The sequence below is a fragment of the Kribbella sp. NPDC005582 genome (assembly GCF_040605415.1).
Lineage (GTDB): Bacteria > Actinomycetota > Actinomycetes > Propionibacteriales > Kribbellaceae > Kribbella.
On sequence record NZ_JBEXCU010000002.1, the window covers coordinates 758,743 to 780,882 of the forward strand.

22 protein-coding genes and 1 other RNA gene are annotated in these 22,140 nt (G+C 67.9%); 14 read left to right on the forward strand and 9 right to left on the reverse strand.

Going from position 1 to position 22,140, the window contains the following annotated elements; translation table 11 throughout:
- Positions 1–48: 48 nt before the first annotated feature.
- Complete coding sequence (locus ABZS29_RS15135; RefSeq protein ID WP_355462166.1) at positions 49–1,119, reverse strand: PfkB family carbohydrate kinase; 1,071 nt, start codon at positions 1,117–1,119, stop codon at positions 49–51.
- Positions 1,120–1,240: 121 nt separating this feature from the next.
- Between ABZS29_RS15135 and ABZS29_RS15140 the strand changes: the two genes are divergently transcribed.
- The 8 genes from ABZS29_RS15140 to ssrA all read left to right on the forward strand — a co-directional run bounded on the left by ABZS29_RS15140 (position 1,241) and on the right by ssrA (position 6,696).
- A complete protein-coding gene (locus ABZS29_RS15140) occupies positions 1,241–1,621 on the forward strand; it encodes a hypothetical protein (RefSeq protein WP_355462168.1) in 381 nt (126 codons plus the stop codon).
- On the forward strand, positions 1,614–1,778 hold the full coding sequence (locus tag ABZS29_RS15145) for a hypothetical protein (RefSeq protein ID WP_355462170.1): 165 nt from the start codon (positions 1,614–1,616) through the stop codon (positions 1,776–1,778). The genes ABZS29_RS15140 and ABZS29_RS15145 overlap by 8 nt, the downstream gene beginning before the upstream one ends.
- A 166-nt stretch (positions 1,779–1,944) precedes the next feature.
- The gene (ftsE, locus tag ABZS29_RS15150) at positions 1,945–2,634 is read left to right on the forward strand and encodes a cell division ATP-binding protein FtsE (protein ID WP_132407842.1); all 690 of its coding nucleotides are present in this window, start codon (positions 1,945–1,947) and stop codon (positions 2,632–2,634) included.
- A gap of 39 nt (positions 2,635–2,673) precedes the next feature.
- Positions 2,674–3,585, forward strand: a complete 912-nt coding sequence (ftsX, locus tag ABZS29_RS15155) for a permease-like cell division protein FtsX (RefSeq protein ID WP_355462172.1) — start codon at positions 2,674–2,676, stop codon at positions 3,583–3,585.
- A gap of 70 nt (positions 3,586–3,655) precedes the next feature.
- The gene (locus ABZS29_RS15160) at positions 3,656–5,089 is read left to right on the forward strand and encodes a M23 family metallopeptidase (RefSeq protein ID WP_355462174.1); all 1,434 of its coding nucleotides are present in this window, start codon (positions 3,656–3,658) and stop codon (positions 5,087–5,089) included.
- A 20-nt stretch (positions 5,090–5,109) separates the two neighbouring features.
- Positions 5,110–5,589 carry an SsrA-binding protein SmpB gene (smpB, locus tag ABZS29_RS15165; RefSeq protein ID WP_355462176.1) on the forward strand — a complete coding sequence of 160 codons (480 nt, stop codon included), beginning with the start codon at positions 5,110–5,112 and terminating at the stop codon, positions 5,587–5,589.
- 74 nt (positions 5,590–5,663) lie between these two features.
- Positions 5,664–6,224: a DUF1707 and DUF4870 domain-containing protein gene (locus ABZS29_RS15170; protein WP_355462178.1), complete on the forward strand. Its 561-nt coding sequence runs from the start codon at positions 5,664–5,666 to the stop codon at positions 6,222–6,224.
- Between the two features lie 91 nt (positions 6,225–6,315).
- Positions 6,316–6,696, forward strand: a transfer-messenger RNA (tmRNA) gene (ssrA, locus tag ABZS29_RS15175).
- Positions 6,697–6,896: 200 nt separating this feature from the next.
- On the opposite strand, the gene ABZS29_RS15180 is transcribed toward ssrA, so the two are convergent.
- Together ABZS29_RS15180 and ABZS29_RS15185 are read right to left on the reverse strand one after the other, a co-directional pair.
- Positions 6,897–7,229, reverse strand: a complete 333-nt coding sequence (locus ABZS29_RS15180) for a hypothetical protein (protein WP_355462180.1) — start codon at positions 7,227–7,229, stop codon at positions 6,897–6,899.
- 41 nt (positions 7,230–7,270) lie between these two features.
- Complete coding sequence (locus ABZS29_RS15185; protein ID WP_355462182.1) at positions 7,271–8,434, reverse strand: serine hydrolase domain-containing protein; 1,164 nt, start codon at positions 8,432–8,434, stop codon at positions 7,271–7,273.
- 183 nt (positions 8,435–8,617) lie between these two features.
- Here ABZS29_RS15185 and ABZS29_RS15190 point away from each other — a divergent pair, with 183 nt between their 5' ends.
- On the forward strand, positions 8,618–9,355 hold the full coding sequence (locus ABZS29_RS15190; RefSeq protein WP_355462184.1) for a hypothetical protein: 738 nt from the start codon (positions 8,618–8,620) through the stop codon (positions 9,353–9,355).
- Between the two features lie 10 nt (positions 9,356–9,365).
- Here ABZS29_RS15190 and ABZS29_RS15195 read toward each other — a convergent pair whose 3' ends face one another.
- The 6 genes from ABZS29_RS15195 to ABZS29_RS15220 form a co-directional block, all read right to left on the reverse strand.
- Complete coding sequence (locus ABZS29_RS15195) at positions 9,366–10,559, reverse strand: epoxide hydrolase family protein (RefSeq protein ID WP_355462186.1); 1,194 nt, start codon at positions 10,557–10,559, stop codon at positions 9,366–9,368.
- A gap of 7 nt (positions 10,560–10,566) precedes the next feature.
- Complete coding sequence (locus ABZS29_RS15200) at positions 10,567–10,998, reverse strand: MarR family transcriptional regulator (RefSeq protein WP_355462188.1); 432 nt, start codon at positions 10,996–10,998, stop codon at positions 10,567–10,569.
- 51 nt (positions 10,999–11,049) lie between these two features.
- A complete protein-coding gene (locus ABZS29_RS15205; RefSeq protein ID WP_355462190.1) occupies positions 11,050–12,960 on the reverse strand; it encodes an FHA domain-containing protein in 1,911 nt (636 codons plus the stop codon).
- A 162-nt stretch (positions 12,961–13,122) separates the two neighbouring features.
- Positions 13,123–14,325, reverse strand: a complete 1,203-nt coding sequence (locus ABZS29_RS15210) for a hypothetical protein (RefSeq protein ID WP_355462192.1) — start codon at positions 14,323–14,325, stop codon at positions 13,123–13,125.
- A gap of 101 nt (positions 14,326–14,426) precedes the next feature.
- Positions 14,427–15,092, reverse strand: coding sequence for a hypothetical protein (locus ABZS29_RS15215; protein ID WP_355462194.1), 666 nt, complete (start codon positions 15,090–15,092; stop codon positions 14,427–14,429).
- Complete coding sequence (locus ABZS29_RS15220) at positions 15,089–15,649, reverse strand: winged helix-turn-helix domain-containing protein (RefSeq protein ID WP_355462196.1); 561 nt, start codon at positions 15,647–15,649, stop codon at positions 15,089–15,091. The genes ABZS29_RS15215 and ABZS29_RS15220 overlap by 4 nt, the downstream gene beginning before the upstream one ends.
- Positions 15,650–15,708: 59 nt before the next feature.
- Between ABZS29_RS15220 and ABZS29_RS15225 the strand changes: the two genes are divergently transcribed.
- The 5 genes from ABZS29_RS15225 to ABZS29_RS15245 all read left to right on the forward strand — a co-directional run bounded on the left by ABZS29_RS15225 (position 15,709) and on the right by ABZS29_RS15245 (position 22,083).
- Positions 15,709–16,623 carry a nucleotidyltransferase domain-containing protein gene (locus ABZS29_RS15225; RefSeq protein WP_355462198.1) on the forward strand — a complete coding sequence of 305 codons (915 nt, stop codon included), beginning with the start codon at positions 15,709–15,711 and terminating at the stop codon, positions 16,621–16,623.
- Positions 16,624–16,750: 127 nt separating this feature from the next.
- Positions 16,751–18,868 (forward strand): alpha-galactosidase, encoded by a 2,118-nt coding sequence (locus tag ABZS29_RS15230; RefSeq protein ID WP_355462200.1) that lies wholly within the window; start codon positions 16,751–16,753, stop codon positions 18,866–18,868.
- 37 nt (positions 18,869–18,905) lie between these two features.
- The gene (locus ABZS29_RS15235) at positions 18,906–19,850 is read left to right on the forward strand and encodes a sugar ABC transporter permease (protein ID WP_355462202.1); all 945 of its coding nucleotides are present in this window, start codon (positions 18,906–18,908) and stop codon (positions 19,848–19,850) included.
- Entirely contained in the window at positions 19,847–20,728 is an 882-nt protein-coding gene (locus tag ABZS29_RS15240) for a carbohydrate ABC transporter permease (protein WP_355462204.1), read from the forward strand. Before ABZS29_RS15235 ends, ABZS29_RS15240 begins: the two co-directional genes overlap by 4 nt.
- Positions 20,728–22,083: a sugar ABC transporter substrate-binding protein gene (locus tag ABZS29_RS15245; protein WP_355462206.1), complete on the forward strand. Its 1,356-nt coding sequence runs from the start codon at positions 20,728–20,730 to the stop codon at positions 22,081–22,083. Before ABZS29_RS15240 ends, ABZS29_RS15245 begins: the two co-directional genes overlap by 1 nt.
- Positions 22,084–22,140: the final 57 nt, after the last annotated feature.

Here is a 22,140-nt window from a genome sequence, read left to right on the forward strand (position 1 = left end):
TCTGGTTCCCCGAGCCTACGGCTCTCAGGGTCTTGCCGTAAGAAAATTTCAGGCGTCGGACAGCCGGGCGATGGTCGCGGAGGCGCGGCGGACGATGGGCACCGGACCGGCCGGCAGTACGTCGCCGATGAAGGTGTAGTGCTTGAGGATCTCGGGGTCGACGCCGCCGGGGCGGTGCCGGCTGTGGTCGCGCACCCAGTCGATGATGTCGCCCCAGCCGGGCGCGGCCAGCGAACCGCCGAAGTGCTGGACCGACAGCCCGGCGCACAGGTTGCCGAAGGCGAGGCGATGCGCCAGCGGCCAGCCGCGGAGCGTGCCGAGGACGAGCGAGGCGAGGAAGACGTCGCCCGCGCCGGTCGGGTCGTAGGACCGCACCGGAAGCGCCGGGATGTGCTCCTCCTCGCCGGTCGCGGAGTCGATCGCCAGTACGCCGTCCGCGCCGTTCGTGACGACTGCGAGCGGCACTCGGTCGGCGAGCTTGTGGAGCGCCTCCTTCGGCGTACCGGTGCGGGTGTAGGCCATCGCCTCGGCAGCATTCGGGGTGAAGGCGTGGAAGCCGTCCAGTACGTCGAGCACCGCCGGCGACCATGCGTCGGTCGGATCCCAGCCGACGTCGCCGAAGAGCAGCGCGCCGGACTGCTTCGCCTGCTGGACCCAGTCGGGCAGGTCGTCGGCGACCGGAACGATCGCGGACCGGGTGTTGAGGCCAGGACCGACCAGTTTGCTGGGGTCGCCGGGCGCCTCGTGGGCGTGCGTGACCATGGCGCGGTCCCGGTCGATCGACATCGACACGGTGACGGGGGAGTGCCAGTGGCCGATCCGGCGCGAGTGCGACAGGTCCACCTTCTCCTGGTCGGCCAGGGTCCGCCAGCAGAAGTCGGCGTACACGTCGTCACCGAAGACCGCGGCCAGGCCGCTGCGCAGCCCGAGCCGGCTGGCGGCGATCGCGAAGTTCGCCACCCCGCCGGGGCACGAGCCCATCCCTTCGGCGAAGATCTCGGTCCCGGTGGTCGGCGCGGACTCCAGTCCGGTGAGCACGATGTCCAGGAACACCGTCCCCTGGACGAACACGTCGTACGCCTCGGGCTCGTCGATCACGGTGACCTCGTTCCTTGTCATTCTGGGCCGACCGCGGGGGCGCGCAATTTGTCGGTGCGGGATGGAATGCTCCTACGTAACATCATCGACCGGTCAACACGGCAGAACTGGGGAGGAACCCGATGGTTTGGGGGGTGTGTCGGTGATTCCGAACTGGATGGTGGTCATCGGAGTGGTGATGACCGCTCTGAGCCCGTTGCTCGCGCTCGGCGGCGTCGCGCTGGGCGCCTACCTGACCCGCAAGTCCGATCGCGAGCTGGACACCTGGCGGCACCGCGAGGAGACGATGCGGATGGTGCGCTGGGCCGTCGAGCAGATCCTCGACGACGACGCGGCCGGCACGGACGCCGGTGTGGTCACGCTCCGCTCACTGATGAGATCGGAGCTGTTACAACCGGAGGACTACGACCTGGTCGCCGCGCTGACCGCCGCCGTGGCGATCGACCGCGTCGGCCCGGCCGCGTACGCTGAGATTGCAGACGCCGAGATCGAGGTCGTCGAGGGAGACGGTGAGCATGGCTGACAAGAAGACCGTCAAGGTCTCCCGGCAAGCCGTAGAGCTGGCCCGCTTGCACGTCGAGGCGGCCCGCCGCGCCGGCCGCAAGCCCGACGCGGGCGTGGCCCGCATCGCCGGCGCCCGCCCGGCCCCCGGCAACGGAACAGCACCCGCCCCGGCCTGATCCACAGCCGGAGCCCGGACTTCGCCGTACGCCGGGTATCGGACGCCGCTGGTCCGCGGCGCGCCGGGGACCACCTAGACTGACCGCGGCCGCCTTGGTGGCGTACGGTGCCCCTCGTGGTTACCGTCGCGTCGCTTCCTGTTCCCGACCACGGCCGGATGATCCCGTGATCCGCTTCGAGAATGTTTCCAAGACGTACGAGGGCCAGACCAAGGCCGCTCTGCTGAACGTCAACGTCGAGATCGAGAAGGGCGAGTTCGTCTTCCTGGTCGGTACCTCCGGGTCCGGCAAGTCGACGTTCCTGCGCCTGGTCCTGCGCGAGCACCGGACGTCCAAGGGCCACATCATGGTGGCCGGCAAGGACCTGAACCGGCTGGCGAGCTGGCGGATCCCGCAGATGCGGCGCCAGATCGGGACGGTCTTCCAGGACTTCCGGCTGCTGCCGAACAAGACGGTCGCCGAGAACGTCGCCTTCGCGCTGCAGGTGATCGGCAAGCCGCGCTCGCACATCCGCAAGACCGTGCCCGAGGTGCTGGAGCTGGTCGGGCTCGAGGGCAAGCAGGATCGGCTGCCCGACGAGTTGTCCGGTGGTGAGCAGCAGCGGGTGGCGATCGCGCGCGCGTTCGTGAACCGGCCGATGATCCTGATCGCCGACGAGCCGACCGGAAACCTGGACCCGGCCACGTCGGAGGGCATCATGAAGCTGCTCGACCGGATCAACCGGACCGGGACCACCGTGGTGATGGCCACCCACGACGTGTCGATCGTGAACCAGATGCGCAAGCGCGTGATCGAGCTGGAGAACGGTCATGTCGTCCGCGACGAGTCGCGCGGCGTCTACGGCTACCAGCACTGACCGCTGCCGACCGGGCCAAATACAGGGACTGACTGAACAATGCGTTTGAACTACATCCTCTCCGACCTCGGCATCGGCCTGAAGCGGAACCTGTCGATGACGATCGCGGTCGTCGTCACCATCTGGGTCTCGCTGGCACTGTTCGGCAGCGCGCTGCTGGCCAACGAGCAGGTCGGGCTGATGAAGGGCAACTGGTACGGGAAGATCCAGATCTCGGTCTTCATGTGCACCAAGGACACCGGCGGCCGCGGCTGCTCGGGTGCCGAGGTGACGCAGGACCAGAAGAACCGGATCCGCCAGGTGATCGAGTCGAACCCCGACACCGCCCCCGACGGCGTCTTCGGCGAGTCGAAGAAGGAAGCGTTCGCGCAGTTCCAGAAGCTCTACAAGGACTCGCCGATCGCCTCGACCGTCACCGTCGACCAGATGCAGGAGTCGTTCCGGGTCAAGCTCCGTGACCCCAAGCAGTACCAGAACCTGGTCAGCGCGGTCGCCGGCCTGCCCGGGGTCGACAACGTGCAGGACCTGCGGCAGTACCTCGATCCACTCTTCAAGGCTCTCGAAGGCGTCCAGTACGGCGCGTACATCTGTGCCGGTCTGCTGCTGATCGCCGCGCTGATGCAGATCTCGAACACGATCCGGCTGGCGGCGTACGCCCGACGGCGGGAGATCGGGATCATGCGGCTGGTCGGCGCCTCGAACTTCTACATCCAGCTGCCGTTCCTGCTGGAAGCGATCCTGGCCGCGCTGATCGGCGCGGTGCTTGCCTGCGGCACCTTGTGGCTCGGCGTGTACTTCGTCGTGATGCGACGCGCCCAGGAGACGTTCAAGGTCTGGCAGTGGGTCGGCGCCACCGAAACCTTCCGCGCCACGCTCATCATGGTCGTGGTCGGCCTGGTGCTCGCGGTGATCCCGACATTCCTGACGACGCGGAAATACCTCAAAGTCTGAGCCGGGTGACTTATCGTGCAGTAGAAGTACCTGCACGACACCTCAAACTCAAGACGCAAGGGGTCGACCTGTGGTCCCGCACTTCCCCGGTGCAGACCCGCGCGAGCGGGCGAGCATCCAGCGAGACGACAGCACCGGCACCCCGGCCACACCGCGCCCGCGGTCCCGCACGAGATCGCAGGGGCGGCAGACGGTCGTTGCCGCATGCTGCCTTGTCCTGTCCCTGTCCGCCGGAGTCCTGGCGGCGGTCCCGTCTGCCCAGGCGGACCCGCCCGATCCAGCCCAGAAGAAGAAGGAACTCGACGCCCAGATCGGCAAGTCCAAGGCCGACCTGGCCGAGGCCTCCGATCAGCTCAGCAAGTCGGTCACGGCGTACACGAACGCCGACGCCAAGCTGAAGGTCGTCCAGACCCGGTACGCCGCGGCCCAGGGCCGGCTCGCCGCCGCCAAGGCCGCCGATGCCGTTGCCGCGGGCAAACTCGCCCAGGCCGAGCGGGCACTGCGGGCGGCGATGGCCGATGTCGAGGCAGGACAGCGGGAGATCGCGGAGAAGCGCGCCCTTGCCGGCCGCGCCGTACGGTCGGCGTACCAGCAGCAGAACAGCCTCGTCGGGTTGAGCATCGCCCTGCAGGGAGCGTCGCCGAGTGATGTTGCCACCGGCATCCAGGTCCAGCGGAACGTGTTCGGCATCCAGGGCAACGCGATCACCAACCTGAACAACGCGCAGGCGCAACTGGCCAGCAAGCAGGTCAAGGTCGCCGCCGCCGAGCAGTCGGCGGCGGCCGCGCGCGCCGAGGCCGCCCGGACGGTCAAGGAAGTGACCGAGCTGACTCGGCAGGTCGCGGCGGATCGCGCCGAGGCGCAGGCGGTCACGACCGAGACGCAGATCCTCTACAAGCGGGCCGAGCGGGAGAAGATCTCCGAGCAGGGCCAGTACAACGCATTGCTTGCCGAGCGCAACCGGGTCGAGCAGATCCTGATCGCCCGGGCCCGCGCCGAGAAGGCCGCGGCCGCCCGCCGCAAGGCGGCTCGGGAGAAGGCCGAGCGTGACCGAGCCCGCCGCGAGCACCGACCGCCGCGCCCGGTCCCGAACGACCCGGACGAGGGCGGCGGCCGGCTGAGCAAGCCGATCGACACCTACATCACGTCGCCGTTCGGGATGCGGTTCCACCCGATCCTGCACTACTGGAAGCTGCACGACGGCACCGACTTCGGCGCCGGCTGCGGTACGCCGATCCGCGCCGCGGCCAGCGGCCGGGTGACCGACAAGTACTACAACGGCGGTTACGGGAACCGGCTCTTCATTTCACACGGAGTGATCGACGGCTCGTCCATCACCACCGTCTACAACCACCTGTCCCGCTACAAGGTGCGCGCCGGCGAGCGCGTCACCCGCGGCGAAATCATCGGGTACGTCGGTACGACGGGGTACTCGACCGGTTGTCACCTGCACTTCATGGTCTACCAGGACGGCCGGGTGGTTAATCCGATGAAGTGGTTATAGCGGTCTGAGATACTGGTCGGATGGTGAAACAGACCGGCCAGCAGAAGCCGATCGCGCAGAACCGGAAGGCGCGACACGACTACCACATCGAGGATGTCGTGGAGGCCGGCCTGGTGCTGACGGGGACCGAGGTGAAGTCCCTGCGGCAGGGCCGGGCCTCCCTCGTCGACGCGTTCGCCGCTGTCCGCGGCAGCGAGCTGTGGCTGCAGGGAATGCATATTCCGGAGTACAAGCACGGCACCTGGACCAACCACGAACCCCGCCGTACCCGCAAGCTGCTCCTGCACAAGGACGAGATGGCGAAGCTGGTGAAGGCGGTCGAGCAGCAGGGCGTCTCGCTGATCCCGCTCTCGCTGTATTTCAAGGACGGCTACGCCAAGGTCGAGCTGGCCACCGGCCGCGGTAAGAAGGACTACGACAAGCGGCACGCCCTGGCCGAGCGCCAGGCCGGTCGCGAGGCGCAGCGCGCGCTGTCGGAGCGCACCCGCCGCCGCGACTGACCCCGGGTCCGCTCAGGGGTTCATCCGGGGCGAACCCGATGGGGTGGAGGCCGTCCGGCGGAGACAGTGGACACATGTCCACTTCAGAGCTGCGGGTGACGACCGACCAGCGGGATCGCGCCGTCGAGATTCTCCAGGAAATGTACGCCGATGGCCGGGTCGACAAGTTCGAGTTCGACACCCGCCTCGAGCTGGCACTCAACGCGAAGACCCGGGCCGAGCTGAACGGCACGTTCGACGGCCTGCTGGCTCGTCCGGTCCCGACGCACGTCCCGGCGGCCTTCAGCCGGCCGATGCCGCTCCAGCGTCGCCCCACCGACGGCCGCGGTCTGGGCACGGTCGCGCACTGGCTCGGCTACCCGACCTCCTTCGTCGGCCCCGCGCTCGTCGTCGCCACCGCCGGTCAGAAGAACCCCGCCGTACGCCGGCATGCGGTCGAGGCGCTGAACTTCCAGCTGACCGCGTTCCTGGCCTTCGCCCTGCTCGGCGTCGCGACCGGCGTCGTCGGCTCGTTCCTCGGCTTCGCCTTCCCGATCCTCGGCGTGATGTGGTTCATCCTCACCGGCGTCGGCGGCCTCGCCACCGCGGCCGGCTCCGACTTCCGCTACCCGTTCACCCTGCGCCTGATCAAGTAGGGAATCCCAGGTGCGAGCAGCTTGTTGGACTTGGTAGTGTGGAGGCTCCACCGCGGCCCTCGGGCTGAGGTGGGAGTTTGACAACTCAACAGGGGGTGAACGGTTTCGACTTTGGACGTTAGTTTCAAGAGAAGCGAGCCGAGGATCCAGGGTTATCTCGTAAACGATCTCTGGAAAACAATAACTGCCAACGCTAACGCGCGCAGCAGCTTCGCTCTCGCCGCCTGACGGCCTGAGCACTTAAAGAAGCGGTCAGCCCGGGAGTGCTTCCGGCCCGGTTCCTGGCCTCAGCTAGGAAGCTTGCTTTGTTAACCCGGTCACGGGGTTAGCACGGGACATTTACAGTGACTGAGTCTGTCAGCGACATGTCTGTATGAGCGCTGGGACTGAGAAAACGACTTAACAGACTGCGCTCGGAGAAGTCTTGAGGCAACGCTGAAGGACGCGGGTTCGATTCCCGCCACCTCCACCCCTTGAAAAGACCGGCCCTTCGGGGCCGGTCTTTTGCTTTCTGCCCGCAAGGGTTGATGCGAGGTAGCGCCTCGCCTGCCCGCTCGAGGTCGACCAGGCAGGCCGCGATCTGCTCCTGCGACAGCTTCGCGAGCTGCCGGTGTTCTCGCAGGAGTGCGCCGAAGCCCTGGTGAACCACCTGCGCGGTGTTGGACGGCCAGTTCAGGGCAGGCGGTCGAGGAGGCGTCTGGTTTCGCTGAGGGAGGCGCCGATGTGGGCGCGGAGGAGTTTGGCCGCGTGGGTTGGTTTGCGCTGGTCGCGGAGGAGGAGGACCTCGGCGAGGGTGGCGTCGTCGGGGATCTGGTGCGGGGCGAGGGTGGTGCCGGCGATCGAGCGGGCCAGTTCGAGGCGGACCGGGTCGATGGTGGGTGGGGCCGAGCCGGTGAGCTGCTTCGCGGATCTGCCGGGGCCGAAGAGGCGGAAGGCGAGGGCGGAGAGGGCGATCAGGGCCACGGGGCCTACGGACAGGAGCAGGCCGAGCTCCGTGGTGCTCACAGTCGCTCGACTTGCGTCCGGTTGAGGTTCATCGCAGAACTTTAGCTGCCGTTGGGGGTGCAGAAGGTGGCGTTGACGAGGTTGGCGAGGGCCTTGGGGAACTCCTTGGTGACGTCGATGTCCTTGTCGCCGGTGGTGACGGAGGCGGTGAGGGTCTTGGTGCCGTCGGGGGAGCTGTACATGATCGCGCCGTAGCCAGCGGGTGGGCTGCCGTTGTGCTGGTAGATGGTGCCGCCGCAGCTGGGGCCGAGGTCTTGGACGAAGAGGCCGAGGCCGTAGCCGAGTTTGCCGTGCGGGTCACGCATCTGAGCCAGGAGCGGGGCGGGGAGCAGTTTGCCGCTCATCAGGGCGGAGATGAAGATCTGCATGTCCTTGGTGGTGGAGGCCATGTCGCCGGCTCCGGCGAGCAGGGACATGTTCATGCGCGAAACGTCGACCACCTTGGTCACGCCGTTGTCGGTGTAGCGGTAGTAGCCGTGCGCGTACGGGCCGGGGAGTTGCGTGCGGTTGCCCGGTACGACGGTGCCCGTGAGCTTGAGCGGCCGGATGATGCGGCGGCGTACCTCGTCGGCGTACGAGTGGCCGGTGACCTTCTCGATCAGGAGCAGGGCCAGGGTGTAGTTGGTGTTGGAGTAGTTCTGGTCGGTGCCGGGGGCGAAGCGGGCGGGCTTGGAGAGCGCGAAGCGGACGAGGCCTTCCGGCGTGTAGCGGTGGAAGCGGTTGTCGACCCACTCCTGACCGACGACGGGGATGCCGGGCACGATCGTGCCGTCGTCGTAGTACTCGCCGGTGTACGCGAACAGCCCGCTGGTGTGCTGCAGCAGCATGCGCGTCGTGATCCGCCGGTCCAGGCCCAGCCCCGGCAGGTAGCCGGCCACCGGAGCGTCCAGCTTCACCTTCCCCTCGGCAACAAGCTGCAGCACGACGGTCGCCGTGACGGTCTTGGTCACGCTGCCGACCCAGAACGACCCGTCCGTCGACGGTTTAGCTTGCGAACCCAACTTCCGGGCGCCCGCGCTGCCGACCCACTCACCCTTCTGGTCGTGCACCCGCACCTGGACGCCAGCGAACCCGGCATCCACAAACGCCTGCATCGCCGCCTGCACGCCGGGTCGCTCCACCGGTACGGCGTTCGCCACGCTCGGCACGGCCAACACCACGAGAGCCGTCGCCGCCACCATCAGTTTCTTCACTCGACTGGTCATGCGACAACACTCGCGCGCCACGCGGACGCCGTACTGACAGCGCCCTGACATGGATCGGAGGAGACCTGCCGACATGCCTGAACGGGTCCTCCGGGCGTCGACGTGGTGAGCTTGTCCGTAGCGAGTGATCCCGGCGTGCTGTTGGCTGAGCAGTGACACCGATCGAAGAAGTGGGGCCGGCAAGTGCAGACGATCCTCAAGTACCGAGGTGTGCGCCTCAACCAACGCACCATCGACATGATCGAAGCCGCGGAGTGGCTCTGTGGGCTGACGTTCGTGCTGACTCAGGGCTCCTACAATCCGGGTGGCGTCCAAGGGTCGGCCGGCACCCACGACGGCGGCGGCGCGGTGGACATCTCGCTCAAGGACGCGAGGACCGGCGCGTTGTTCCCGAAGGTCAGGCGGGAACGCATCCGCAGTGCGACCCGGCAGGTCGGGTTCGCGTCGTGGATCCGCGATCCTTCCCAGGCCGACTGGCCGTGGCACCTGCACGCGATCGCCATCGGGGACCCGGACCTGTCCGGCGCTGCGCGCGACCAGATCGCCGACTACAAGAACGGCCGCAACGGCCTCGCCTCGAACGGCCCGGACGACGGGCCGCGCAAGTGGGTCACCATGACCTGGGAGAAGTGGGAGAAGGCCCACCCGACCTGGCGGGAGCCCTTCACTCCGGCCCAGTACGAGAACCTGCTGCGGGAGATGAAGACCCAGGACATGGCGACCCGCCAGGAGATTCGCGGGCAGTCGCTCTGGATGCTGCGTTACGCCGCGCAGACTGTCGACGAGCGTGTGGCCGCCAGGAGGGCGTTCGACGACGCGATCGCGGCTGGTCAGTCCCTCGAGCAGGCGATGGCCGCCGCGACCGCGGTGATGGCGCCGCTCGCCGCCCATCTGGCCGAGGTCGCGAGGAAGAACGGTTGAGAGCCTCGCACTAGCGGAGAGGACGGAAGGTCGTTCTGAGGTCGGTGGTCCATTCGGTGGGGGTTTCCCAGGGGATGAAGTGGCCGCCGCGGGGGTGGGCGGTGAGGTTGGTGTGGTTGTACCAGGAGGCTCGGTCGCTGGCGAGGAAGTGGTTGACGCGGGCTTCGGGCGTGGTGATGCCGGGTGGGTTTTCGTAGCCGACGAAGGTGATGCCGGTGGGGGCCTCGATGGCCGGGTGGCGGTCGTGGGACGGGGTCCAGGGGTAGCGGTTGTTGTTGGCGTAGGTGCGGATCGAGGTGTCGATGGCGTTGCCGGCCCAGTAGATCGTGGCGTGGGTGAGGATGTCGTCGGGGGTGAACGGGTCGCCCTCGGACCAGCTCTGCCAGCGTTCGAGGATCCAGGCGAGCATGCCGGCGGGAGAGTCGGCGAGGCTGAAGCCGAGAGTGCTCGGGTGCAGGACGTGGGCGGCGAGGTGGGCGGCGAAACGGCGTTCGAAGGCGATGATGCCGTCGTGGATAGCCGGTGGCAGATTGTCGGGGAGCGGGTTGCCGCCGGAGAGGTCCCAGGCGCGGTCGCCGTTGAAGAAGTCCAGCTTGAGGCCGGAGCCGATGTGGATGCCGTACAGCTCGTCGGCGTACTTGTGGCCGAGCTGACCGCACACCAGGGCGCCGACATCGCAGCCGCCGGCGGCGTACTTCTGGTGTCCGAGGACGCCGGTCATCAGCTCGTGCCAGACGTCGGCGATCTTCCAGAAGTTCATGTCCGGGCTGGTCGGCGTCGAGAAGCCGAAGCCCGGCAGCGACGGCACGATGACGTCGAACGCGTCCGTTGGATCGCCGCCGTACGCGGCGGGGTCGGCGAGCTGGTCGATCACCTTCGACCAGTGCCAGAACGTCCACGGCCAGCCGTGGCTCAGGATCAGCGGGATCGGCGCCGGTCCGACGCCGGGCTTGTGCAGGAAGTGCACCGGTACGCCGCCGACGTCGACGCGATAGTTGTCGTAGGCATTGATCGCGCGTTCGGCGGCTCGCCAGTCGTAGCCGTCGGCCCAGTAGTCGACAAGCGGTTGCAGGTCGGTACGACGTACGCCGTAGAAGCCGTCGTCGTTGCCGGTGTCGAGCGGCCACTTGGTGTTCCGGAGGCGATATCGCAGGTCGTCGAGGACCTCGTCGGGGACGTGGATCGGGGTGGGTTCCAGGTTCATGGTTGCCTTAGGCCCCTTCGGCGGCGATCGCGGTCAGGCGGGCGAGGACGTCGACGGACTCCGCCAGGACGCCGCGTTCGGCGTCGGTCAGGTGGTCGACGAGTTCGGTCAGTTTGGTGACGCGGTTGGTGTGCCGGGAGCGGACGACGCGTTGGCCGGCCGGGGTGAGCGACAGGAGCATCGCGCGACCGTCGGTCGGATCCGGGCGGCGGCGTACCAGGCCGTCCTGCTCGAGTTTCGCGACGAGACTGGTGAGGGCGGGTTGCTTGAGCTGCTCGGTCGCCAGGAGGTCGGTGAGCCGGAGCGGACCGCTGCGGGAGAGCGTGTGCAGCACCGACAGCGTGGAGAAGTTGAAGCGCTGGACGGTGGGCAGCCGGATGAAGATCGTGTTGAAGTCCTCGATCACGCGGGTCAGGCGCTCGGTGTCCACCTCGGTCATGGACCGAACATATCAAAAATCGATCTAATTCAACGGCTTCGAGGACGGCGCCTAGTTGCTGAGCGGGATGCTGCTCAGGACGATCGGCGGGTCGCCGGGGCGGAGCGTGAGGATCGCGGTCTTGAGTCCCATCGGGAGATGACCCTTGAAGACGATCGTGCCCTGCTGGGTCGTGCCGACGGGGAACTTGTCGGGCCAGTTGCTGCGCGAACCGTCGGCGCGGATCGAGTTGCCGTCGGCGCTGGTGAAGGTCGCGTTGCCGTCGAGGGGGAGGCTGATCGCGCCGTCGCCGTTGTTCGTGACGGTGAGGCGGATCCGGGTGAAATGGCTGGTGTTGGTGACGTTGTCGACGGTGATCGCGAGACCGGCGGTGGTCTTGCCGACCGGCTTGATCAGACGGTCCTCGCCGGTCTCGTTACCGCTGAGATAGCCGGCGGCGTACTCGGCTCCGGACGTGATCGCGAACCCGCCGATGCCGACACCGACCAGTACGGCGGCGATCGCGACGACGACTGAGACGTCGAGCCGGCTCGGTGGGCGTTCGTTGGGGCTGACCGCGTCGAGGACGGCGAACGTCATCGCGCCGAGGAGCGCGAGGATGGGTGCGATCAGCCAGCGGAGCATTCCGCCGGGACCGTCGGCGAGGAACGTCGCGATCAAGTTGATGACGAGGCCGACGGCGAGCATGGCGCCCGCGATCGCGAGCACGCGTGCGAGGCGGACGCGGCCGGCCTCGTCGGCGTTCTCCCGGGGTCGGCGTTCGGGACGCTTGGGCTTCTTGGGGCCGCCGATGTTCGGTTCGTCGGGGTAGTCGGGGTACTCCACCCGCTCCGGATACGGGGTGCGGGGGGTCTCGATCTGCGCGCGCTCGTCGCCGGACCACGGGGAGCGGGCGGACTCGAGGTAGTCCGCCGACGGGTAGCCGGGCCAGGATGCGCTGTTGCCGGCGTCGGCGGGGTTCGGCTGGCTGATGCTCGCGCGGTCTGCCGGGTACGGGTCGTTGCGTGGTGCTTCGGGGTGCGGCGAGCTCGGCGCAAACGGGGAGTCGCCCGGTACGTCGTCTGGTGCCGCGGAAGTAGTTCCGGCAGCTGGTGAGCGTGGGGGAGCTGGGCGGGGTGTGAGTGGTGCTCGGGCGGGCGCCGGTGGTGGCGGGGTGGTGGACGCGGGGCCCAGCTCGCCGGGGTGTTCGTCGGACGAGGATGCCGAGCCCGGGTGTTCGTCGGACGGGGATGCGGGGCCCGGGCGTCCGTCGGACGGGGATGCGGGGCCCGGGCGTCCGTCGGACGGGGATGCCGGGTCCGTGGAAACGGGCGGATGTGAGTCGGCGGGGTTCGGGTTCGCGTCCGCCTGGTCGGCTGGCGGGCGCATGGTCCACCGGTTCGGCTCGTCGTTCCACTCGCGCTGGTACGGCGAGGCCTGGGCGCCCGCTGAGCCGGACGGTGGGAAGGCGGCGGGCGCGCCTGGCTGGACGCCTTGGGCAGGCGGCCCGTCGGGCGCGCTGGGCGGCGTACCGGGTGCCGATTGGGCGCCAGGACCAGCGGGCCTGTCGAAGGAGCTGGACGGCGTGCCAGGGCTGGCCTGCGCACCGGAGGTGCCGTGTCCGGGTGCAGCTGGGGCGGGCGGCGAGCTGGCCGCCGGGGGCTGCGCCGTGGAAGACGTGCCGGCCGCGGCGGGGATGGCGTGGAACGTCAGGACCGAGCGGCCGATGTTGATCTGGTCGTTGTCGGTGAGCTGCGTCGGCGCGGTGAGGCGGCGGCCGTTGAGGCCGGTGCCGTTGCGGGAGGCGTCGTGGAGGGCCCAGGTGGGGCCGGTGCGGATGAGACGGGCGTGGATGCGGGAGATCTGGTCGTCGGGGGGCAGGCGGACGTCGGCGTTGGCGGCGCGGCCGAGCGTGATCTCGTCGGCGGTGGCGGGCAGGGGCCAGCGCTGTGTGCCGAGCGAGAGCGCGAATTCCGTTTCCACCAATACCCCACCCGGCAGCCGACTTCCTCGGCGCGATTCTGCCTTTCCGACCCGTTCCCGGTCCAGGGCCCCCACCCTGATGAGACTCGCAACACTAGTGCATTAAGGCGGTACGGCGACCTGACGGGGCAGACCGCCGTACCGAGACGGTGTAGTCCGGAATTAACCAAGTGTCATGCGTGGTTCCCCGTTCACGAGGCCGGTGCCGGCGATGGAGCAGGTGCCGCCGCGGTTCTGGGTGTAGGTCTGGCGCAGGCAGGAGCGCAGCGCGAGTTGCGCCCAGTAGTTCGGGTGCAGCGATTCCTGGATGAAGTAGTTCGAGCCGACGGTGGTGACGGTGCGGATCTGGTTGATCCATTCGGTCTTGTCGACGGCAGTGGGCTGGGTCCAGGACGAGAGGCCAACTTCTTCGTAGAGGCCGACGGATTTCTCGCAGAGGCGCCGGCCGTTGAAGGCGGACTGCAGTTCGAGCAGGCGAATGTTCGTGAGGCCGGACTGGGTGATCGCGGCGCGGACGGTGGCGTTGATCGTGGTCAGCGCGGTGCTGTTGGCCCAGTCGGCGTCGGCGCTCCAGAAGCCGCAGCCGCCGACGCTCTGCCGGGTGAAGCCGGTCTGGCCGTAGCGGAAGCCGCTGCCGTTCGGGATCGGCGACGGATAGGTCTGTACGACGAGGGTCCAGTCGGTGTCGCCGTACCCGGCGTTGCGCATCGCGGTGCGGACGTTCTGTAGCGCGGTGGCGATCTTGCCGCGGACGGCGGCCACGTTCGCGGTGGTGAAGTTGGCGACCACGGAGGAGTCGTCGCGACAGTAATCGGGCGACCACGACGGCGAGAGCAGGAAGTTCTGCACACACTGGGTGACGATCGCGGCGAAGTTGAAGTCGTTGCCGCCGATCGAGACCGCGACCTGCCGGACGTTGTGGGCGGCCGCGAACTGCTGCAGCGCCTTCGCCTGACCGAGCCGGCCGGAGCCGTTGTCGTAGAAGTCGATCCCGGGCTTGAAGTCGTCGCCGTTGCTGGTCGTGGTCCGGGCGCCGGAACACGACAGGTTGAGGCCGCCGACGCCGCCGCCGACGAATGCCTCGGCCGACCGGCTGCGATGGCACTTCGGGATCGCTTCCGCGGTACCGCTCGCGTTGTCGTGGTAGGCATGCGCGCCGAGGGCGTCGGCGGGCGCCTCGGAGTTGTTGGAGCTGCCGGCCCAACGGCCGGCCTCCCCGGAGATGTAGGAGTCGCCGAGCGTGACGACGTACGGCGTGCCGGTGCCGGGGCCGTCAGCGTGGGCCGGGGCGGCGACCAGGCCGAGCCCGGTCATGGAGAGCGCAAGGATCAGGACGAGCCGGAGCGAACTGGGCGGATTCTTCACCGGGGTGACCTCTCTTGCCGGAGGGACCCCTATGTACTCACAGGTAACGTGCGAAGAACAGACCGAGCGTGCTGGCACGTTTGCGTACTGTCACCACTGGGTCAGTCGGGATAGCGCGCCGACCACCAGGCGCGCCAGTGCGCGTCCACCTTGTCGCGGTCGACCGCGCCGTACAGGGAGAGGACGGCCATGCTCGCGCCGTCCGGCTTCTGATCGCCCGGCGGGATGTGGCTGAGCACGAGGAAGCCGTTGCCCCAGGCATCTACTTTCACGCCGACCTGGTGGTCGGAGGTGTAGAAGGTCGAGGCCTTGGTGTGCCCGTCCGGCAGGTCGAGCTCGTCGGCCGGAAGGCCGAGCTCGATGATCGGGGACACGGCGCCGGTGCCGGAGTAGAACAAGGTCCGGCGCGGCTCGCCCGGGTGGTGCTCGACCGCGAACCGCAGTTGGTGGAGAAAGGTGATCCAGCCCTCGGTGATGTCGTCGTAGTACGCGTCCCAGTCGGGGTTCGCGCCCAGCGGCGCGCGGGTCAGCGTGATCCGGCTGCCGGTCTCGGTCGGTTCGACGACGAACTCGTCGCCGTTCCCCAAGGTCAGCGTGGTCCCGTCCTCAGTCGTGTCGGTGAAGTAGATCTGGTCGATCTCTTCGTCCAGACCGCCTTCCGGGCCGGCGTACTCCCAGCCGTGCCAGTGCCGGATCTTCTCCTTGTCCCGCAAGGCGTCCCACACGGCTTCCACGGGGGCCGCCACAGTCACCACGATCTTCTTCATGATTCTCCTTCGGTACGGCGGGGTGCCGGGTGGCCGCCGGCGATCAGGCGATAGGGCCGTCCGCCCTCGGTGTCGAACTGCTCGACGACCTGCCGGACCGCCTCGGTCAACGCATCGGTGAACCGGTGGACGTCGCCGGGCTCGGCGAACCGCACCTCGGTCTCGAGCGTGAACGTGAGCAGCCGCTTGCTGCCGGCCGCGCTCTGCATCCGCGCCACGTTCTGCACGGTTCCGGCGGCGACCTCGATCAGGTGCTCGGCGGCGTACTGGTCCTGGATGCCGGTGAACGCCTGGCCCATCACGGCCGGATCGATCACCAGCGTCGCGGCGCGGAAGATCCGCTCGGTGAACCCACGCCGTTGCCGCTCCTCGACCAGCTCCACCAGCCCGGCCTTCTCCAGCTCCCGCAGGTGATACCCGACCCGCTGCCGAGGCAACTCCAGTGCGGCCGCGAGCTGAGTCGCTGACGACGGCTCGCGCAGCAGCTCCAGCAATTGCCGCCGGATCGGCGACAACGCCACCCGCGCCTTCTCCGGTTCCTCGACATATCCGAGCATGCGCCCCATCAGACACTTGACAGGAAAATCTGTCAATACGGCTGGGGGAGGATGGCGGCATGTCTGTTGAGGGGCCGCAGCTGCCGGTGGGGACGCAGGTGGTGGTGCGGGTGGCTGCGCCCGACGATCGCGGCGGTACGGCGCAGCGCGGGGCTACCGGGCGGGTTGCCGGCATCACGGCGGACGGGCGGTACGCCGTGAAGCTGGTGGATGGGCGGGAGACGGTTGCTCGGCGGGACCAGCTGAGCCTGCGGACGGCGTATCAGGACGAGGCGCTGGAGCTCGTGCAGCCTGATGGTGATGTGTTGGTGCGGGAGTACACGATCTATGCGGCCGTGGTGGGGTCGCGGGCGTTCGGGTTGGACACGGAGACCTCCGACACCGATACGCGTGGCGTTTACGTCGCGCCGACGGAGTCGTTCTGGTCGCTGGCGAAGCCGCCGATGCATGTGGACGGGCCGGAGCCGGAGTGGTTCTCGTGGGAGATCGAGCGGTTCTGCGAGCTCGCGCTGAAGGCGAATCCGAATCTGCTCGAGGTGCTGCATTCGCCGCTTGTGGTTCAGCAGACTGCACTCGGCAAGGAGCTGGTCGAGCTACGGGAGGCGTTCCTGTCGCAGCTCGCCTACCAGACCTACTCGGGCTATGTACTGAGCCAGTTCAAGAAGCTGGAGGCGGACTTCCGCCGAGATGGCGCGCCGAAGTGGAAGCACGTCATGCACTTGATCCGGTTGCTGCTGTCGGCGCGTGCGCTGTTGCTCGACGCAGAGCTGGTGGTTGATGTCGGTCCCCATCGCGAGCGTCTGCTTGCGGTGAAGCGCGGCGAGCTCCCGTGGGGCGAGGTCGAGCAGTGGCGCCTCGGTCTCCATGCCGACCTCGACGACGCCCTTCGTCGCACCGTCCTGCCGGCCACGCCGGACGTGGCGCGAGTGGACGACTGGCTGCGCTCGGTCCGCAGGCGTGGCCTCTCCCGCTGATTGCAGCGTTGTAGAGACCCTGGCCGAGGCTTAGGGTACTTACTTAACTTCGTGAAGCATTGACATCGAGGCTGACGGGGTAAATAGTTTCGTCTTGAAATCAATCAGAAAGCAGAGTGAATCAACAGTGTCGAACATTGAGGTGCTGCAGCTACGGGCTGCCGGGGTGAGTTTGGTGCTGGACTGCTCAGGACCGGCCCTGCCGTCCGTGCTGCACTGGGGCGCGGATCTCGGCGAGCTGAGTGAGCGGGCTCTGCTGGAGCTGCGGCGCGGTGCAGGCGCGGTGCAGGACGGCAACGGGCTGGACGAGAACCAGCCGATCGCGATCGTGCCGGAGTACTCGGCGGGCTGGTTCGGCCTTCCGGGGCTTAACGGGCACCGCGACGGGCAGGACTTCTCCGCGAGCTTCAAGATCACCAGCGTCGCGCAGACCGACAACACCGTGGTCGTCGACGCGGCCGACGGCGAGGCCGGGCTGATCATTCGCCTGACCGTCGAGCTGACCGACGCCGGGCTGGTTCGCGCCAAGGCGGATCTCACCAACACCGGCGAGACGGCGTACACGCTCGACGGACTGACCCTCGCGCTGCCGGTGCCGACCGAGGCGACCGAGCTCCTCGACCTCACGGGCCGGCACATCGGCGAGCGGCACCCACAACGGCACGCGTTCACGCAGGGCGCGCACATCCGCGACAACCGCCGCGGCCGCACCGGCGCCGACGCGACGCTGCTCTTGGTCGCCGGCACCCAGGGCTTCGGCTTCCAAGACGGCGAGATCTGGGCCGTCCACACAGCGTGGAGCGGCAACCACCGCTCGTACGCCGAGCGCGGGATGAGCGGGTACGCCGTCATCGGCGGCGGCGAACTGCTGCTGCCGGGCGAGGGCCGCATCGCATCCCAGGGCACGTACAGCACCCCGTGGCTCTACGGCACGTACGGCGTCGGCCTCGACCAGATCTCGACTCGCTTCCACGAGTACCTGCGGTCCCGCGAGAACCACCCGAAGACCGATCGGCCCGTCGTGCTGAACACTTGGGAGGCCGTGTACTTCGACCTCGACCTGGACAAGCTGAAGGCGCTCGCGAACGCGGCCGCCGAGGTCGGGGCCGAGCGGTTCGTGCTGGACGACGGCTGGTTCCGCGGCCGTCGCGACGACCACGCCGGCCTTGGCGACTGGTACGTCGACGAAGGCATCTGGCCGAAGGGTCTGCACCCGCTGGTCGACCACGTCCGCGGTCTCGGTCTGCAGTTCGGCCTCTGGGTCGAGCCGGAGATGGTGAACCCGGACTCGGACCTCGCCCGCGAGCACCCGGAGTGGATTCTTGCCACCGGCAACCGCCTCCCGCCGACCGCGCGGCACCAGCAGGGGCTGAACCTCGGCGTACCGGCGGCGTACGACTACATCCTCGAGCGGCTCGACAGCCTGCTGAGCGAGTACGACATCGCCTACCTGAAGTGGGACCACAATCGCGACTTCGTTGACGGCGGCAACCAGCTGACCGGTACGGCGGGCATCCACGAGCAGACGCTGGCCGTGTACCGGCTGATCGACGAGCTGAAGCGCCGGCACCCGGGTCTCGAGATCGAGTCGTGTTCGTCCGGTGGTGCGCGCGTCGACCTCGGCATCCTGGAGCGCACCGACCGGGTCTGGGGCAGCGACAGCAACGACGCGCTCGAGCGCCAGACGATCCAGCGGTACACCCAGTTGCTGCTGCCGCCGGAGCTGATCGGCTGCCACGTCGGCCCGCCGAAGGCGCACACCACCGGCCGCACCCAGGCGCTGTCGTTCCGCGCGATCACCGCGCTCTTCGGGCACTTCGGGATCGAGTGGGACATCACGCTTGCCTCCGAACAGGAGCGGGCGGAACTCGCCGGGTGGGTGGCGCTGCACAAGGAACTGCGACCGCTGCTGCACACTGGCCGCGTGGTTCGGGCCGACCGCGGCCCGAGCGACTTCCTGCTCCACGGTGTGGTCGCCCAGGACGCCTCCCGCGCCGTGTACGCCGCCGTCCAGCTGACGCAATCCGTCACCTCGGCCGTCGGCCGGGTCCGGCTGCCGGGCCTCGACCCGCGGCGTACCTACCGCGTTTCCCGGATCGCCACCCCTGGCCCTGAACCTCGTTCGGTGCCTGCCTGGACCGACGCCGTCGAGCTGAACGGCGCCGCGCTCGCCGCGGCCGGCGTCCAGTTGCCGGCGCAATGGCCCGAGCACGCGCTCTTGCTGGACGTGACCGCGATCGACTGATCCGCCAGTCGATCGCAGACCGACAAAGGAGATCCCCGTGACCGCTGCTACCAACGCACCACCCGACATCGAAGTACGTCACGGGGATCAGTCGCCGGCGCCGACGAAGCGCCGGCGGCTGGGCGACCTCAAGGTCGCGATGATCTTCCTGTTGCCGGCCACGATCGGCTTCGTGGTCTTCTACATCTGGCCGACCCTGCGCGGCGCCTACCTGAGCTTCACCGAGTACTCGTTGCTCGAGGCACCGAAGTTCAACGGCCTCGACAACTACGACCGGATGATCCACGACAGTTTCTTCTGGAACGCCCTCGGCGTGACGCTGGAGTACGTCGTGATCAACATCGGCGCGCAGACCGTCCTGGCCGTGGCCATCGCGATGGTGATGTACCGGCTGACCCGCTCGATCACCGTCCGGGCCGCGATCCTGCTGCCCTACCTGGTCGCGAACGTGGTCGTCGCCCTGGTCTGGTACTGGATGCTCGACTTCCAGGTAGGCATCGTGAACCAGGGCCTGACCTGGCTCGGCATCGACCCGATCGCCTTCTTCGGCGACTCCCACTGGGCGATCCCGACGATCGCCGGCATCAACGTCTGGCGGCACATGGGCTACACGGCGCTGCTCGTGTTCGCCGGTCTGCAGACGATTCCGTCGTACGTCTACGAGGCCGCCGAGGTGGACGGCGCGGGCGAGATGAAGACGTTCTGGCGAATCACGCTGCCGCTGCTGCGTCCCGTTCTGGTGATGGTCCTGGTGGTCACCATGATCGGCTCGTTCCAGATCTTCGACACCGTCGCCGTCACCACGCAGGGTGGCCCGATCAACTCGACGCGGGTCATCTACTACTACATCTTCGAGCGGGCGTTCACCCGGTTCGACTTCGGCTACGCGTCCGCGATGGCGATGGTGCTGTTCGCGATCCTGGCGATCGTCTCGCTGCTGCAGCTGCGGTTGCTGCGCGCCAAGGAGAGTGACCTGGCATGAGAAAGCCTCTGAATTTGGGCCGGATCCTGGCCTGGGCCTTCCTGATCATCCTGCTGATCCTGACGCTGTTCCCCTTCTACTGGATGCTCCGTACGGCGCTCTCGAACAACACCCAGCTCGCCGCACACCCGAACTCGTTGCTGCCGGTGGAGACCACGCTCGGCGCCTTCAAGCGGGTGCTCGGGCTGTCGACGATCGAGGAGGCCCAGGCCCAGGGCGGCTCCGGTGCCTCGGTCAATTTCTGGCTCTACCTGCGCAACTCGTTGGTGGTGGCAACGGTCACCACCGCCTGCCAGGTCTTCTTCAGCGCGATGGCGGCGTACGCGTTCGCCCGACTGCGCTGGCCCGGCCGGGACAAGGTGTTCGCGGTGTTCCTGGCCGCGCTGATGGTGCCGCCGATCTTCACCACACTGCCGAACTTCGTGCTGATCAAGAACCTCGGCCTGCTGAACAGCTTCGCCGGCATCATCCTGCCGGGGGCGTTCATGACGCCGTTCGCGATCTTCTTCCTGCGCCAGTTCTTCCTCGGGATCAGCCGTGAACTCGAGGAGGCGGCGATGATCGACGGCGCCGGGCATCGGCGGATCTTCTTCGGAATGATCATCCCGATGAGCGCCGCGCCGATCACCACGCTGGCGATCCTGACCTACATCAACTCCTGGAACGACTACTTCTGGCCGTTGCTGGTCGGCCAGCAGGAGAACGTCCGGGTGCTCACGGTGGCGCTCGGCGTCTTCCGCTCGCAGACCCCGCAGGGCGGCCCCGACTGGGCCGGCCTGATGGCGGCCACACTGATCGCGGCACTGCCGATGATCATCCTCTTCCTGGCCTTCGCCAAGCGGATCACCAACTCCATCGGCTTCTCCGGGATCAAATGATGACACTGTCACGCAGGACCTTGCTGAAGGCCGGGCTCGCCGCGCTCGCCGTACCGTCGCTTGCCGCATGCAACAACGGGGCGGCGGCGCGTGGCCCGGGCGAAGTCATCTACTGGCTCTGGGACTCGGCCCAGCTACCGATGTACACCGAGTGCGCGAAGGTCTTCCACGAGCAGAACCCGCGGTACACCGTGCGCATCGAGCAGTACGGCTGGAACGACTACTGGTCGAAGCTCGTCACCGGGTTCATCTCCGAGACCGCTCCGGACGTGTTCACCGCGCACTCGGCGAAGTACCCGTTGTTCGCGGACAAGGGGCAGGTGCTGGCGATCGACGACTTCGTCACCAAGGACAACGTTGATCTGGGCATCTATCAGAAGGGTCTGGCCGACCGCTGGATCGGTGCCGACGGCAAGCGGTACGGCCTGCCGAAGGACTTCGACTCCGAGGTGTACTTCTACAACAGCGCCTTCACCGAGGCGGCCGGCATCACCGCCGAGCAGCTCAACGCGATGACCTGGAACCCGCAGGACGGCGGCACGTTCGAAGAGATCATCCGGCGGCTGACGGTCGACTCGAAGGGGCGTCGCGGCGATCAGCCGGGGTTCGACAAGAACAACGTCAAGGTCTACGGCCTCGGGTACGGCGACGCCGGCGGCGCGGACGGTCAGACCAGCTGGAGCTGGTACGCCGCCTCGAACGGCTGGAAGTACTCCGAGGGCGAACCGTGGGGGACGAAGTTCTTCTACGACGACCCGAAGTTCACCGACACGATCGGCTGGTGGCGCGGACTGATCACCAAGGGATACATGCCGACGTACGCGCAGGCGAAGTCCGGGGTGGACGTGACCACCTCCTTCGGTGCGGGCAAGTACGGCATGACCCCGAACGGCTCCTGGATGCTGGGCACCTACCAGACGCTCAAGGGGGTCAAGACCAAGCTGGCCCGGCTGCCGATCGGCCCGATCGGCAAACGGATGTCGATGATGAACGGACTGGCGGACACCATCTGGGCCGGGACCACCCGGCGGGATGCGTCCTGGGCCTGGGTGAAGTTCCTGGGCTCGCAGACCGCGCAGGACATCGTCGCCAAGGCCGGTGTCGTCTTCCCCGCGGTGTCGGCGAGCCTGCCGGCGGCCAAGGCGAAGTTCGCGGAGAACGGCTGGGACGTGACGCCGTTCCTGGAGACCGTCGAGGCGGGTGACGTCTTCCCGTACCCGGCCAATCCGAACGCGGCCGACGTCAGCGCCGTGATGACGCCGGCGATGGACGCAGTGATGTCGTTCGACGCGCCGCCGTCCTCCCTGGCCAAGGCGAACGCGGATGTGAACAAGATCCTCGCCGCCAGCGCCTAGGGGTTCGCCCCGGTACGCCGTACTCCGTGGGGAGTACGGCGTACTGCGTCGTACGGG

Coding starts and splice junctions, on each gene's coding strand:
- ABZS29_RS15135 (WP_355462166.1), bottom strand. CDS start 1,119: ATGACAAGGAACGAGGTCACCGTGATCGACGAGCCCGAGGCGTACGAC.
- ABZS29_RS15145 (WP_355462170.1), top strand. CDS start 1,614: ATGGCTGACAAGAAGACCGTCAAGGTCTCCCGGCAAGCCGTAGAGCTG.
- ftsX (WP_355462172.1), top strand. CDS start 2,674: ATGCGTTTGAACTACATCCTCTCCGACCTCGGCATCGGCCTGAAGCGG.
- smpB (WP_355462176.1), top strand. CDS start 5,110: ATGGTGAAACAGACCGGCCAGCAGAAGCCGATCGCGCAGAACCGGAAG.
- ABZS29_RS15170 (WP_355462178.1), top strand. CDS start 5,664: ATGTCCACTTCAGAGCTGCGGGTGACGACCGACCAGCGGGATCGCGCC.
- ABZS29_RS15185 (WP_355462182.1), bottom strand. CDS start 8,434: ATGACCAGTCGAGTGAAGAAACTGATGGTGGCGGCGACGGCTCTCGTG.
- ABZS29_RS15195 (WP_355462186.1), bottom strand. CDS start 10,559: ATGAACCTGGAACCCACCCCGATCCACGTCCCCGACGAGGTCCTCGAC.
- ABZS29_RS15200 (WP_355462188.1), bottom strand. CDS start 10,998: ATGACCGAGGTGGACACCGAGCGCCTGACCCGCGTGATCGAGGACTTC.
- ABZS29_RS15215 (WP_355462194.1), bottom strand. CDS start 15,092: ATGAAGAAGATCGTGGTGACTGTGGCGGCCCCCGTGGAAGCCGTGTGG.
- ABZS29_RS15220 (WP_355462196.1), bottom strand. CDS start 15,649: ATGCTCGGATATGTCGAGGAACCGGAGAAGGCGCGGGTGGCGTTGTCG.
- ABZS29_RS15225 (WP_355462198.1), top strand. CDS start 15,709: ATGTCTGTTGAGGGGCCGCAGCTGCCGGTGGGGACGCAGGTGGTGGTG.
- ABZS29_RS15240 (WP_355462204.1), top strand. CDS start 19,847: ATGAGAAAGCCTCTGAATTTGGGCCGGATCCTGGCCTGGGCCTTCCTG.
- ABZS29_RS15245 (WP_355462206.1), top strand. CDS start 20,728: ATGACACTGTCACGCAGGACCTTGCTGAAGGCCGGGCTCGCCGCGCTC.